11 protein-coding genes and 2 pseudogenes are annotated in these 13,500 nt (G+C 67.2%); 7 read left to right on the forward strand and 6 right to left on the reverse strand.

Annotated features, from left to right (window positions below; all coding sequences use genetic code 11):
• Positions 1–39: 39 nt before the first annotated feature.
• The 3 genes from ATF69_RS00800 to ATF69_RS00810 are packed head-to-tail and all read right to left on the reverse strand — an operon-like array spanning position 40 to position 3,820.
• A complete protein-coding gene (locus tag ATF69_RS00800; RefSeq protein ID WP_244303620.1) occupies positions 40–474 on the reverse strand; it encodes a copper-binding protein in 435 nt (144 codons plus the stop codon).
• Positions 462–2,432: a S9 family peptidase gene (locus ATF69_RS00805; RefSeq protein WP_158641467.1), complete on the reverse strand. Its 1,971-nt coding sequence runs from the start codon at positions 2,430–2,432 to the stop codon at positions 462–464. Before ATF69_RS00805 ends, ATF69_RS00800 begins: the two co-directional genes overlap by 13 nt.
• 44 nt (positions 2,433–2,476) lie before the next feature.
• Positions 2,477–3,820, reverse strand: coding sequence for an alpha/beta hydrolase family protein (locus ATF69_RS00810; protein WP_146869583.1), 1,344 nt, complete (start codon positions 3,818–3,820; stop codon positions 2,477–2,479).
• 89 nt (positions 3,821–3,909) lie between these two features.
• Here ATF69_RS00810 and ATF69_RS23455 point away from each other — a divergent pair.
• Positions 3,910–4,038: pseudogene (locus tag ATF69_RS23455) on the forward strand (response regulator); the annotation flags it as partial.
• A gap of 44 nt (positions 4,039–4,082) precedes the next feature.
• On the opposite strand, the pseudogene ATF69_RS23460 reads toward ATF69_RS23455, so the two are convergent.
• Positions 4,083–4,484 (reverse strand): annotated as a pseudogene (locus ATF69_RS23460) (hypothetical protein); the annotation flags it as partial.
• Positions 4,485–4,523: 39 nt separating this feature from the next.
• Positions 4,524–5,513, reverse strand: coding sequence for a GNAT family N-acetyltransferase (locus ATF69_RS00820; RefSeq protein ID WP_244303622.1), 990 nt, complete (start codon positions 5,511–5,513; stop codon positions 4,524–4,526).
• Positions 5,514–5,706: 193 nt separating this feature from the next.
• Between ATF69_RS00820 and ATF69_RS00825 the strand changes: the two genes are divergently transcribed.
• From ATF69_RS00825 to kynA, 6 genes are all read left to right on the forward strand, one after another.
• Complete coding sequence (locus ATF69_RS00825; RefSeq protein WP_056067070.1) at positions 5,707–6,372, forward strand: response regulator; 666 nt, start codon at positions 5,707–5,709, stop codon at positions 6,370–6,372.
• Between the two features lie 5 nt (positions 6,373–6,377).
• A complete protein-coding gene (locus ATF69_RS00830; protein ID WP_146869586.1) occupies positions 6,378–7,790 on the forward strand; it encodes a sensor histidine kinase in 1,413 nt (470 codons plus the stop codon).
• Between the two features lie 42 nt (positions 7,791–7,832).
• Positions 7,833–8,183, forward strand: coding sequence for a YkgJ family cysteine cluster protein (locus tag ATF69_RS00835; protein ID WP_146869587.1), 351 nt, complete (start codon positions 7,833–7,835; stop codon positions 8,181–8,183).
• A gap of 124 nt (positions 8,184–8,307) precedes the next feature.
• Positions 8,308–8,964, forward strand: coding sequence for an arylformamidase (gene kynB / locus ATF69_RS00840; RefSeq protein WP_146869588.1), 657 nt, complete (start codon positions 8,308–8,310; stop codon positions 8,962–8,964).
• Positions 8,965–9,060: 96 nt separating this feature from the next.
• Complete coding sequence (gene kynU, locus ATF69_RS00845) at positions 9,061–10,371, forward strand: kynureninase (protein WP_146869589.1); 1,311 nt, start codon at positions 9,061–9,063, stop codon at positions 10,369–10,371.
• A gap of 18 nt (positions 10,372–10,389) precedes the next feature.
• On the forward strand, positions 10,390–11,277 hold the full coding sequence (kynA, locus tag ATF69_RS00850; protein ID WP_146869590.1) for a tryptophan 2,3-dioxygenase: 888 nt from the start codon (positions 10,390–10,392) through the stop codon (positions 11,275–11,277).
• A gap of 140 nt (positions 11,278–11,417) precedes the next feature.
• On the opposite strand, the gene ATF69_RS00855 is transcribed toward kynA, so the two are convergent.
• Positions 11,418–13,433 (reverse strand): beta-propeller domain-containing protein, encoded by a 2,016-nt coding sequence (locus ATF69_RS00855; protein WP_158641470.1) that lies wholly within the window; start codon positions 13,431–13,433, stop codon positions 11,418–11,420.
• Positions 13,434–13,500 lie beyond the last annotated feature (67 nt).

Genomic DNA, 13,500 nt, shown 5'->3' on the forward strand with positions numbered 1-13,500 from the left:
CGCAACGCAAGCCGCAGCCCCGCTGCCCTGCCCGGGTGGTCAGTCACATCGCTCAAACCGCTTGCACTCCGCAGTAGCCCGGATGGATGTGAGCGTGTTTTCGCCGTCGATGTGCCGGGCAGTGAACTGCACCCAGGCCCCCTGCGGAATGCCGCGCATCAGGGCGGGGTTGACCACCCGGAAGGTCTGTGTGGTGAACGGTAGCTTGGCGCGGGGCAGCAGCTTCAGCCGCACATGCGTGGGGTTACCGCCCGCATCCGCCTCCACAGACACCAGCCGCGCCCGGGTGTAGACCGGCGGCGCCGCAGGCGCTGCATCTTCTGCGGCGACCGAGGCCGCATTCGCAGGGGCCACCGGCTGAGCGCCTGTCGCACCAAACACTGCGGCCAGGGCCATCGCGGCGACCAGACCGCCGCCGCGCAACCCCCTGCGTACTACCAACGAAGCGGCAGCCTGCCCCATCAGAACGCCCATGCACCCAGCTGGTAGTAGTCAAAACCGCTGGTCCGCCCACCCAGGCATTGGGCGAGGAAGTCCTCGGTCTTGCGGTACATGGTGAGGTTGTTGGGCCAGCGCTGGTTGCCATGGCCATCCCCGGTGAAGGTGACGTAATCCACCGGCTTGCCCGCCTTGCGCAAGGCCGCCACCATCCATTCGGACTGCTCCAGCTTCACGCGCGGGTCGTTCACGCCGTGCATGATGAGGATGGGCTTTTGCGCATGCTCCGCCCGGTACAGGGGGGACTTCGCGTCCATGCGCGCGCGGTCTTCCGGCACGGCCGGGTTGCCCACATAGCGGTGCCACCAGGGCAGGCCCAGCTCCCAATAGGGCGGAGCAGCTTCCAGCAGGCGTGCGATGTCCGTCACGCCCACCACATCCACGGCGCAGGCAAAGACTTCGGGCGTGAAGGTGGCACCCACCAGGGCCGAATAGCCGCCGTAGCTGGCGCCATAGATTGCCACGCGCTGCGGGTCGGCCACGCCGCGCTCCACCGCCCAGCGCACGCCGTCCACCAGGTCGTCGTGCATGCGGCCCGCGAACTCGCCACGGGCCTTTTCCATGTGGTTGCGGCCATAGCCGCTGGAGCCCCGGTAGTTGACCTGCAGCACCGCATAGCCCCGGTTGGCCAGAAACTGCTGCATGGCGCGGCTGGTGGCGCCATCGCCCCAGCGGTCACGCGCCCAGGGGCCGCCGTGCACCAGCAGCACGGTGGGCAAACGTTGCGGCGCCGCCCCCACGGGCAGCGTGAGGTAGCCGTGGATGGTGAGACCATCGCGCGCGGTGTAGGTGATGGGCGCGGTGGGGGCCAGGTCCTTGGCAATCAGGCTCAGCCGGTTCTCGCCCAGAAAGCGGGGTTCGTGCCCATCGCGCAGCAGGTAGTTGCGGGTGCCACGGTCGGTGGCCACCGCCACCGTGAGCACCTTGTCCGTCTGGTCCAGGCTGGTCACCAGCACCTCTGCGGGCTTGTCACCGGCCAGCGCGGACAGCCGGGCATCCAGCGCGGGGTCGAACACCTTGCGCGCCGGGTATCCCGGCATGAAGTGCACCAGCAGCGGCTCGCGGGTGCGGCGGCTCAGCGTCACGCTGTCCAGGTCCACGTCGGGCGAGGCAAACCGCTCTTCCTCGGAGCCCGTGGTCAGGTCCAGCCGCACCAGCGCCAGCTTGTCGCGCCCCCGGTTCGACAAGGCCCAGGCCTTGCGCCCCTCATCGTGCAGGCCAAAGATGTTCAGCGTGTCCCACCGGCTGCGCTCTGCCACCGTCACCCAGCTGCCCGGCTCGGCGCCAGGTCGCTCCAGCAGCACCTGGTCGCCCTGGATCTGTGCCCGGGCGCGCAGCTGGCCCGTGGTGTCCACGCCCCACCAGCCCACGTTGCCGGGGTTGGTGGCCATCAGCACCGGCGGCCCGCCCGCAGGGTTCACGCGGTACAGGTCAAACACCTTTTTGTCGCGCTGGTTGGAGGTGACGATGAAGTCGGACGAAGCATCCACCGCCTCCGCAAAATGCGCCACCGAACGCGGTGCAGGCATCAGCTCGCGCAAGTCGGTCCCGGGGCCCTCGACCGGGCCCGCATAGATGCGGGTGTTTTCATCGCCCGTGGGGTCGGCCGTGATGCCGAGCCAGCGGCTGTCGGCACTGAAGCGGATGGCGCGCGCACGGATGCGAAACGCCTTGGCGTCGCCCCCATCGATGGACTGCACCCAGATTGCGGGCACCACGCCGTCGGTGCCAAACCAGGCGATGCGCTTTCCATCCGGCGACACGCGATAACCCCCGGTGGACTGCCGGCTGGCCACAAAGTCGCGCACGGGCACCAGGTCGGGCAATTGCGCCCCAGCCAGCGAAGGGTGCGTAGGCCCGCTTGCGCAGCCAGCGAGCACCAGCAGCGCACACGCAGCAAAGCCCGTTGTTTTCAAAAATATTCCCAATCGCATCCCATCCCCCTCTCTGTGTGTTGCTCGCCCAGCCTCTTTTTCCATCAATGCGGAGCCACTGTCGGCTGAATGAGCGCTAGATAACCATCCAGATCCTTCTGCCACAGCGAGGGGGACTTGTAAATCTCATGGCCGTCGCGCCCCGGCGGAAGTGCGTAACCCACCATGCGGCCCTGCCCGCCTGCGCCGCGAAACGCTTCAAAGCTGGCCCGGCTGTTTTCCAGCGTGTAGTAGGAATCCCTCTCCCCATAAAGCCAAAGGGTGGGTCGGGGCATGGCAGCGCCGCGTATAAAGCCCGCGCGATTGACAGCGGCAGACTCCTTGCACCCATCGCCGAGCCAACCACCCACAAAGTTGACGACGCCCAGGAACATGCTAGGTCGCGAGCCAGCATACGCTACCGACAAGATGCCGCCACGCGATACCCCACCGATCAGCAAGCGGGCTTTGTCCACGTCAGGGCGCTGCTGCAGGTGCGCCATGACTGCGTCCAGATCGGCCAGCGCGCGGTCAAACCCTGGCAGCGAGTACTCGGACTGGCAGGAATAACCCATCGATCGGTTGACGCCAAAACCTTCGTCATACACGCCGTCGGACTTGCCCCGCCCCCGGCGCTGCGGGAACACCACCTGCCAGCCCTTGGCGGTGAAGTATTGAGCGACCTCAGGGCTCGTCCAGGTGAGTCTGAACCACTCAGGCCGGTCGCCACGGCCCGTGGAGCCATGGTTGAAGACCACCGTGGGCAGCGGACCACTGGCATTGATGGGGCGGTAGACCACAGCCTCCAGCGTTTGGGCGCGCCCATCTGCATCGGCCCACGGCGTGGGTAGCCGCTCGACCACGCGGGTGTAGGGCGGTGCCGCGAGCTGGGTGCTTAGCACGCCTGCCGCCAAAAGCCGGCTTTCAGGGCGCCACACCGTCATCTCCATCTCGGACCTGCCCTCGCGCAAGCGCAGCACCAGCCGCGCTCCGGTATGCAGCCGAGTGTGCAATTCGTTGCCCACAAAGCGTCCTTGCGAACGGTCTGTGACCTGCGCCTGCTGTTCGCTGGCCGCCGCATAGACGAGCGTCGCGCCTTCGGCAGTAACGGCTTCGACGGCGATGCGGACATCGCAAGCCCTCGCCATGCAGGCCCATCCCTGCCACAAGCCACTCCAACGAGCCTTGTCCAAGGGCACGCTGGCGGCGGGCGGCGTCACCGCCACATCCGGCGGCAGCACGGCCGCCACGGGGCTTTCAGAAGGGCCCGCCATCTGGTCAGGCATGTAGCTGGGCCACGCGGTGGTCGTCGCGGACGGCGACTCGGCTGGCTGCGCGGTGGCGGCACCGCACGACAGCCATGGGAACGCCAGCGTGGAAGCGAGGCAAAGCAGATTCTTTGTGAGCATGGCCCCATTGTGCAAACCGTTCCTTAAAGCAAACCAAAGGCCAGCGCCCGATGCGGCCACATTGCCACCTGCACCCACACAATCGCCCCATGCACATCCTGCTCATCGAAGGCGACCTGGACCTGGGCCGCGCGGTGGATGCGCCCGCCACGGTGGCCTGCGTGCTGCTGAACCTCACCTTGCCCGATGGCAGCGGCTTTGACCTGCTGGCGCGCTGGCCGTCGATCAGCAACTGCTTGGCGCCGCGCTCCATGCCGCGCATCCGGATCTCCACGCTGCCATCGGCAGAGGGCGTCACCTGCACGCCTGGAAACTGGCGCAACACGTCGGCGCCCGAGAACGCGCCCATCTGCTCGATGTCTCTGCGGCCTACCACCACCAGCGACCCCACCACAAAAAAACGCAGTTCCAGGGACAGGCGTGCCGTGACCGTGACATCGTCAAGCTGCGGCGTAGCGCTGCCTGCCCCGTCTGGCGAGCCCTGCGACCATGCGGCACCTCCTGCCGCAGAGGCCAAACACGTTGCCCACACGGCAAAGCGGCGGCTGTTGTGTATTGCGGGTTTCATCGATGCCCTCTCTGTGCCAAATTGTCCTAGAGCAAGGCTTAAGCGCAGCCAAAGGCTGCATACCTTCTGCACCCCAGTGTCACGGACCTGTACCATCCCCGCGGCAGGTGGTTCCGTAGCCAGCGCGCGCGGCGACTACAGCTTGGGCAACTCCAGCGGCTTGCGGTAAATCGTGTTTCGCTTGACCACCTGAAAGCCGCAGTCCGCATACACACGATTAGCGCCCGTCAGGTTCTCACCGTCCACCGCCAGTGCCGACTCCGCCATGCCTTCGCTAGCCAACAAGCGCAGGCTCCGGGCAATCAAGGCCCTTGCCAGACCGCGCCTGCGCCACTGGCGCCCCACGCTGATGAACTCGGTGTAGCCCCTGCGCCGCGACAGATGGCGGTTCTCGTCCTCGTTGATATACGTGCGGACCTGGCCCGCAACCTCATTGCCGTCCCATGCCACCTGCCAGCGCGCGGGCTGAAAAATCTTGCTGTCCAGCCAGGTATCGTAGTCACGAGGCAACGGCGGTGCCATCCCCCAGTGGTCCTCAAAGGCGGTGTGGTGCGCGTCCCAGATGGCGCGGTAGTGCTCGGGCAGCACGGGCCGCAGCTCCAGCCCTCGCGGCATGGGAAAGTCGGGCGCAGCATGCAGTTCTGCGTTCAGCATTTCAAAGAAATACCGCATCGGCGCATAGCCGCTGGCCTGCAGCAGTCGTGCGCGCGCTTCCTCGCCTTGCTGTACATAGGCATGGTGCACATGCGTGCCGCGCGGCTGCTGCGCTGCCACGGTGTGGCTCCGCCGCTCGAGCCAGCCCTGCAGTGCATGCCCAATGCCTCGCCCTCGCCAACGTCCTGGCACAAATCCGATTTGTGCGTGCAGCGTCAGGCCATCTGCCTGCGTAAATCGCCAGCACCGGCCATAGGCGACCAGTTCGCCATCCAGCTCGACCATGATCGCGTCCTGATACGGATCGCATCGAGTAAAAGCCGCGTAGTCACGCGCCAGGTCTTCGGGCGTGCGACGCGCGAGCACCCCGTCGGCATCAAAGCTGGCATTGGCCACCTCGGCCATGGCCGGGAAGTCAGACGGGCCGCAAAACGGCCGCAACGCCAGCCCTGAAGGGATGGATAAATTCATCACCGATTTTTCATGCCCCATAAGGGCTTCCTCCCCAGTTCGTTGATTGGTTCTACGTATTCTTCTTTTCGTTCCACAGGCAAGCCAAGTTGCGCTACGTGCCCTGCTAGTGTGCCAATCGCCGCCTTAACGCCAGCCAAAGGCGCCGCTTCCCGCGCCGCCCAATCACCACCACTCCCGCCACAATCGCCCCATGCACATCCTTCTCATCGAAGACGACCTGGACCTGGGCCGCGCGCTGCAGTCCGCGCTGAAGGTGGAGGGGCTGACCAGCGAGTGGCTGCGCCGCGCGGTGGATGCGCCCGCCACGGTGGACGCCACGACGGTGGACTGTGTGCTGCTGGACCTGACACTGCCCGACGGCAGTGGCTTTGACCTGCTGGCGCGCTGGCGCAACCAGAGCGGGCACAGCGGGCAGGTGCCCGTCATCGTGATCACGGCGCGCTCGGCCGTGGAGGACCGGCTGGCGGGCCTGGACGGCGGGGCGGACGACTTTGTGATCAAGCCCTTTGCCACGGCCGAACTGATGTCGCGCATCCGGGCCGTGCTGCGCCGCAGCGCGCGCCAGGCCAGCGAGCGCTGGGTGCTGGGCGAGCTGGTGATCGAGCCCCGGCGTCATGCCGTGCAGCGCGCCGGGCTTCCGCTGGAGCTGTCGCCGCGCGAGTTTCAGCTGCTGCTGGAGCTGGCGCGCGAGCCCGGCGTGGTGGTGTCCAAAAGCGTGTTGTCGCAGCGGCTGGACCCGCTGGGCGAGCCCATGGACTTTGCCGCCATCGAAGTGCATGTGTCCAACCTGCGGCGCAAGATCGGGGCAGAGCTGATCCGCACAGTGCGCGGCGTGGGCTACCTGTTGCAAGCATGACCACGATGAAGCACGCATTGCGTAGCGCTTGGGCCTGGCTGGCCGAACCCACGCTAATGCGCCGCAGCGTGGCCTCGGTGCTGGTGGCGTTTGTGGTGGTGTGGGCGGTGCTGCTGGGCTACAACTTCGTCAACTACAAACACACCATCACCCGCGACCCGGGCCTGATGAAGTACGGCGACGCGGTGCTGGACTCGCTGGCCCAGGTTATCGATCCTGCACACGCCGCCACCGCTGTGGCGGCCACCGACCACTGGACCAACGTCCGCCGCCGCCAGATCGGGCTGCTGCCCGGGGTGCAGATGCACGAGCTGCTCGATGCGGCATCGGGCCAGCGTGTGTTTGCCTCGCCGGGGCTGCAGAACGTGGCCTTGCCGCCCGCCACGCCCCGCGCAGAGCCATTCATAGAGGAAGCCGCCCTGCAGGGCCGGTCGTTCCGCATCTACAACGGTCGCAATGCGCGCTGGGTACTGCGGGTGTTCGAGACCAAGCGCACGGACTCCAACTTCCTGCAGTACAACGGCCGCGCCCTGCTGCCCTACCTGCTGCTGGCGTCACCCTTTGTATTGCTCGCCGTGTGGCTCTCGGTGAGCAACGGCCTGCGGCCGCTGCAGCAACTGGCCAGCCTCATCGCCCAGCGCGGCCAGGACGACCTGCAATCGGTAGGCTTCAACGCCCGCCACGGCGAACTCAAGCCCCTGGAGCAGTCGCTGGACCACCTCTTCGCCCAACTGCGGCACAAGGTGGAGCGCGAGCGCGCCTTTGTGCAGGACGCCGCGCACGAGATCCGCACGCCGCTGGCCGTCATCACGGCCCAGGCCCACGTGATGGCCCGCTCGCCCAGCGAGGAGGAACGCACGCAGGCCCAGGCCCACCTGGAGCAGGCCATCGCCCGCACCTCCCACCTGGCGCAGCAACTGCTGGACCTGGCCGCGCTGGACGACGCACAGCGCCCCGCACCGCGCGACCTGGACGTGGCGCAATGGCTGCGCGGCGCGCTGGCGCAGGCTGCGCCGCAGGCCATCGCGCGTCAGATCGAGCTGTCGCTGGACGCGCCCGACACCTTGCCCGCGCGGCTCGACCAGCCTGCGTTCGAATCCATCGCCCACAACCTCATCGACAACGCGCTGCGCTACACGCCCGATGGCGGCAACGTGGCGGTGACGCTGCGGCGCGGGGGTGCGGCGCTGCAACTGTCGGTGCAGGACGACGGGCCCGGCATCCCGGCCACAGAGCAGCAGCGGGTGTTCGAGCGCTTCTACCGGGGCACGGGCCATGCCGCCAACGGCTCAGGTCTGGGCCTGGCCATCGTGCGGCAGGCGGTGCTGCGCATGGGCGGGCAGGTGCAGATGGGCGCGGGCCTGAACGGTCGGGGCGTGGGCTTTTTCGTTAGCATTGCCCTCCCGCACAGCGCCTGACGGCCCCGTCGCAGGCCCTACGCCCATCCCCGCCCGTCCCGCATGTCCGAAGCCACTACCACCGCCGATTCCACCCACCCGTGCCTGAGCTGTGGCGCCTGCTGCGCCAGCTTTCGCGTGGACTTTGCCGTGTACGAGATGCAGGCAATGGGCGGCACGGTGCCCGACGGTCTGGCCCTGGATGTGAACGGCAGCACCTGCCGCATGCGGGGCACGGAGCAGGTGCCCATCCGCTGCGTTGCGCTCACCGGCCAGGTGGGCCAGCAGGTGGCCTGCAGCATCTACGAACTGCGCCCCGCGCCCTGCCGCGAATTCTCGGCGGGCGACTACGCCTGCCAGAAGGCGCGTGCGCGGCACGGGCTGGCGCCACTGGCGGAAGGCTCCATCTTGTGATGGTGACACGCTCCAGCAGCCGGGCTACTGCCGCATCAAAATAGTTTAGGCTTCAACAAAAAATCGACCAGGTGTTGGAAATAACCGACACCACGGCTTTTTCGGGACATGCAAACTTTGTCCCATGTCAACGCCTTCCTCCCCCACCGCCCGCCGGCTCTGGGACATCTCGCCGCCCGTGCATGCGGGCAGCCCCGTGTTCCCCGGCGACACGGCCTACAGCCAGCAGTGGTGCGCCACCATCGGCCCGGGCTGCCCGGTCAACGTGAGCGCGATCACCATGTCGCCCCACGTCGGCGCCCACGCCGATGCGCCGCTGCACTATGACGCGCAAGGCGCCACCATCGGTGACGTGTCGCTCGACGCGTTTCTGGGCCCCTGCCGCGTGATCCACGCCATCGGCTGCGGCCCACTGATCCACTGGGAACACATTGCCCACGCGGTGAACAGCCCCCTGCCCCAGCGCGTGCTGGTGCGCACCTACGAACACATGCCCGTGGACCGCTGGGACGGCCAGCTGGCCGCCTATGCGCCCGGCACCATCGAACGCCTGGCCGACCTGGGCGTGCTGCTGGTGGGCATCGACACCGCCAGCATCGACCCGGCCGACAGCAAGACACTGGAGAGCCACCAGGTCATCCGCCGCCGGGGCCTGCGCGTGCTCGAAAACCTGGTGCTCGACGCCGTGCCCGAGGGCGACTACGAACTCATCGCCCTGCCGCTCAAGCTGACCACGGCCGATGCATCGCCCGTGCGCGCCGTGCTGCGGGCACTGGAATAGCGCGATACACAGAATTTCAAGCATTTTTGGCTGGAAGCGCCAGTGCAACATGCGCAGACAGCTATCAATAACATAGCAACCATCTCCCCAACGCCCATGTCCATCACCCTTCAAGACTGCCGCACCCGCGACGCCCAAGACCCGCTGCGCGCCCTGCGCGACCACTTTGCCCTGCCCGCAGGCGTGATCTACCTAGACGGCAATTCGCTGGGCGTGGCCCCCAAGGCCGCCGCCGCGCGCGTGGCCGATGTGGTCACCCGCGAATGGGGCTCCGACCTCATCAAATCGTGGAACACCGCCAGCTGGTTTGACCTGCCCCAGCGCCTGGGCAACCAGCTCGCCCCGCTGATCGGCGCGGGCAAAGATGAAGTGGTGTGCACCGACAGCACCTCCATCAACCTCTACAAGGTGCTGAGCGCAGCGCTCAACATCGCCCGCGAAGACAGCCCCGCGCGCAAGCGCATCGTGAGCGAGCGCAGCAACTTCCCCACCGACCTCTACATTGCCGAAGGCCTGTGCAAGGAGCGCGGCCTGGAGCTGGTGCTGGTGGAGCCCGAAGAGATCACCGCAGCACTCACCAGCGACGTGGCTGTGCTGATGCTCACGCACGTGAACTACCGCACTGGCGCCATGCACGACATGGCCACCATCACCGCCGCCGCGCACGCCCAGGGCATTCTGTGCGTGTGGGACCTGGCGCACAGCGCGGGCGCGGTGCCGGTCGATCTGAACGGCGCAGGCGCGGATTTCTCGATTGGCTGCGGCTACAAGTATTTGAACGGCGGCCCTGGCGCACCGGCCTTTGCCTGGGTGCACCCGCGCCATGCCAGCCGCTTCTGGCAACCGCTGTCCGGCTGGTGGGGCCATGCCGCACCGTTTGCCTTCACGCCCGACTACCAACCCGCCCCGGGCATCACGCGCTACCTGTGTGGCACGCAGCCCATCATCAGTTTGTCGGCCCTGCAGTGCGGGCTGGATGTGTTCACGGCCGCGCAAAGCCTGGGCGGCATGGCCGCGCTGCGCACCAAATCGCTGGCGCTCACCGACCTGTTCATCCAGCTGGTGGAGGAGCGCTGCGCAGGCCACGGCCTGGGTCTGGCCACGCCGCGTGAGCATGCCCAGCGCGGCTCGCAGGTGTGCCTGACCCGCGACGAAGGCGCGGGCGTGAACGGCCAGGGCAGCGGCGCCTATGCCATCGTGCAAGCGCTGATTGCGCGCGGCGTGATTGGCGACTTCCGCAAGGGCGATGGCGGCACGGGCCGCCACAAGGACATCCTGCGGTTTGGCTTTACGCCGCTGTACCTGGGCTTTGAAGACGTGTGGAACGCTGTGGAGCACCTGCGCCAGGTGCTGGAGAGCGGCGAGTGGCAGAAGGCCGAGTTCAACCAGACGCACGCCGTCACCTGATTAGAAAGGCAAACCACCATGTGCCCTTTCTCGCAAACCCCTGCCGATGGCAACAACCCGGCGTCTGCCGCCCTGCCCGAATCCATCGTGCACGAAGAGCGCGCCCAGCTCGACTTCAGCAAGTCCATGAGCTATGGCGACTACCTGCAGCTCGACGCCATCCTCACCGCACAAAAGCCGCTGTCGCCCGCGCACGACGAGATGCTGTTCATCGTGCAGCACCAGACCAGCGAGCTGTGGATGAAGCTCATGCTGCACGAGCTGCGCGCGGCCATCGGCCACATTGCGCGCGACGAGCTGCCGCCCGCGTTCAAGATGCTGGCGCGCGTGAGCAAGATCATGGAGCAGCTGGTGCACGCCTGGGACGTGCTGGCCACCATGACACCGCCCGAGTACAGCGCCATGCGCCCGTACCTGGGCCAGTCCAGCGGGTTCCAAAGTTACCAGTACCGCTGCATCGAGTTTTCGATGGGCAACAAGAACCGCGCCATGCTCAAGCCCCACGAGCACCGCGCCGACCTGCTGGCCCTGGTGCAGGCGGCGTACGAGGCACCGTCGCTGTACGACGAGGCCCTGCGGCTGCTGGCGCGGCGCGGCCTGGCCGTGCCCGCCAGCCACACCGAGCGCGACTGGACACAGCCTTATGTGGAAAACGATGCGGTAGAGCAGGCCTGGCTTACCGTGTACCGCAACCCCGACAAGCACTGGGACCTGTACCAGCTGGGCGAGGAACTGACCGACCTGGAAGACGCCTTCCGCCTCTGGCGCTTCCGCCATGTGACCACGGTGGAGCGCGTGATCGGATTCAAGCGCGGCACGGGCGGCACGGGCGGGGTGAGCTACCTGCGCAAGATGCTGGACGTGGTGCTGTTCCCGGAGATCTGGGAGCTGCGCACCGATCTGTGAGCAATTCAAGCTGCCCCAAAAAAACAGGCCTGTTCACCACCCTGGTGAACAGGCCTTCTAACTGCTGCCTGCGCCCAACGATAAAGCGCTAGCAGCTATCGTTTTTATAGTTCTCTCCCTGATTCGCAATCGGCGGCGTTTCAGTCCCCGGCCCTGGTGAACACCTGCCCGCCCGAGAGCTGGTAGGCCACGTTGTCCACCTGCAGGCTGCGCTCGTTGGCAATGTCAAAGCGGCTGTACAGCCCGGGCGTGTCGCCGTTCAAGATGGCGGTAGACACCACCATGGAGCGCTGGGCCAGCGCGCCGGTGGTGGTGTTCACCTCCAGCCGCAAGGCACCCTGGTAGCCACGCACGGGCGGGGGCGTGCCTACGCCCGTGGGCGCTTGGTAAACGCGTGCAGGGAACGCTATGCGCACCTTGCCCTCCACCGCCTGCAGGTTGAGCACGGGGCGGGTGCTGTCGAGCGTGGTGATACTGCCCCGGCCGCCCGCCGTCTGCGCGGCCAGCCGCTTGCCCTGCGCTGCATTGCGCACATCGAACACCGCAAGCTGAATGTCATCGGCAACGCCGCCCAGGGCGCTGTCCTTGCCCACGCCCAGCAGCAGTCCGTTCGAAAGCGGAACCAGGTGGTCGGCATAGCCGCCCGCAGCCAGCTCGCCTGCCACCGTAGGGTTCGCAGGGTTGGCAAGGTCCAGCACCCACACGGGTTCGGTGTTGGTAAAGGGTGTGGCATAGGCCCGGGCGCCTGCAAAGAACAGGTTGTCGATCTGCTGGTCGCCCCGCGCCGTGCGCAGCCGAATGGGCAGCTTGGCCTGCGGGCCCAGATAGCTGTCCCGACCGCTGTCGCGCAGCACGGTCAGCAGCGCGGGGGAGGCCTGCTGGGCCTGGATGGTCACCGGCGGCATGCCGCTCTGGCCTGTCTTGCCGGTGAAGGTCAGCACGCGCAGATCGTTCTGGTATTCGTTCAGGCGTGATGGCAGGCGGCGCAGGTCCCAGCCCAGGTGGCCGTCCACGCTGCCCGATGCGTCGTAGTCCACCTGCGCGCCTCGGAAGCTGAACTTGTGGATGTCGGTGCGGCTGTCGGCGGGGAACACAGCGTTGGCAACGTCACCGCCATAGCGGTACTGCCGCGAGCTGGCGACATACACGCTGCGCGCGCCCAGGTGCACCGCTTCGCTGCCGCCCGCAAAGCAGCGGCTGGTGCGCGCCAGACTGGACGAGGCGAGGTCGATGGCCGTGATGGACGTGAGCTGCAGAGACAGCGACGCATTGCCCGTCTGCACCAGGCAGTCCGCCTCGTTGACCAGCGGCTGGGGCTGGCCGCCGTCCACGCGCAGGGTGGGGATCAAAGCAGCAGTGTTGAGGTCCTTGAGTGCCGCGTCCACCGCCGATGCCGTGGCCCCTGCAGGCACGGTGAAGCGTGTGAGGTCGGGCGACCAGGTGGTGACCAGGTACAGCGTGTTGCCAATCAAGCGGCTGCCCACCAGCAGGCCATCGATGCGCATCTGCTTGATCTGCGCGGGCGCCATGTCCTTGTGGATGGCAAACAGGTCCAGCGACAGCGTGCGGCTGTACTCCGGCAACACGGTGATGCTCGCGTCGGCCGCGGCCACCACGGGCTGGCGGTCGGCATACGGGTCTAGCTGCGACAGCACAGCGGCGCGCGTGCCGCCGCCCGCCACATAAAAGCCCTGGGGAATGAACTTGGCGTCCAGCACCGTGCTGCCCACGCTGGACAGGCTGCCATCGGCCGCGCGGGCCATGGCGGCCAGGCGCGGCGGCTCGCGGCCGATGTCGGTGGCGTAGGCGCGGTGCAGGCCATACAGCATGTTGCCCTCGGCCTTGATGAGGGCGTCTTCCTCCACCACCGCGCCCGCCAGTGGCGCGCCGGTGTGGGTGACCACGCTGCCCGCGCTGCTCAAGCCCCCCACGGTGGGCACAGTGATGGCCGTGCCCGGATAGCCCAACGCCACCCGCTGTGCAATCTTAGCCTTGAAGTAGGCCACCAGATCGCCGGAGCGCGCCACCTGCAGCCGCGCCTCGTTGGGGGTTTGCGGGTTGCCGCCCTCCCCGCCACCGCAGCCGGCCACGAATGCAGCGGTGGCCACGGCCAGCCATGCGGGCGACGCATGGGACATGCCCGCCAATGTGTTCATCAACCCTCGGTTCTTCATCTGATTGTTCTCCCTGTGAATGCGGATACCCACGGCGCGGCGTCGGCAT

The organism is Acidovorax delafieldii (assembly GCF_007993815.1).
Classification (GTDB): domain Bacteria; phylum Pseudomonadota; class Gammaproteobacteria; order Burkholderiales; family Burkholderiaceae_C; genus Acidovorax; species Acidovorax delafieldii.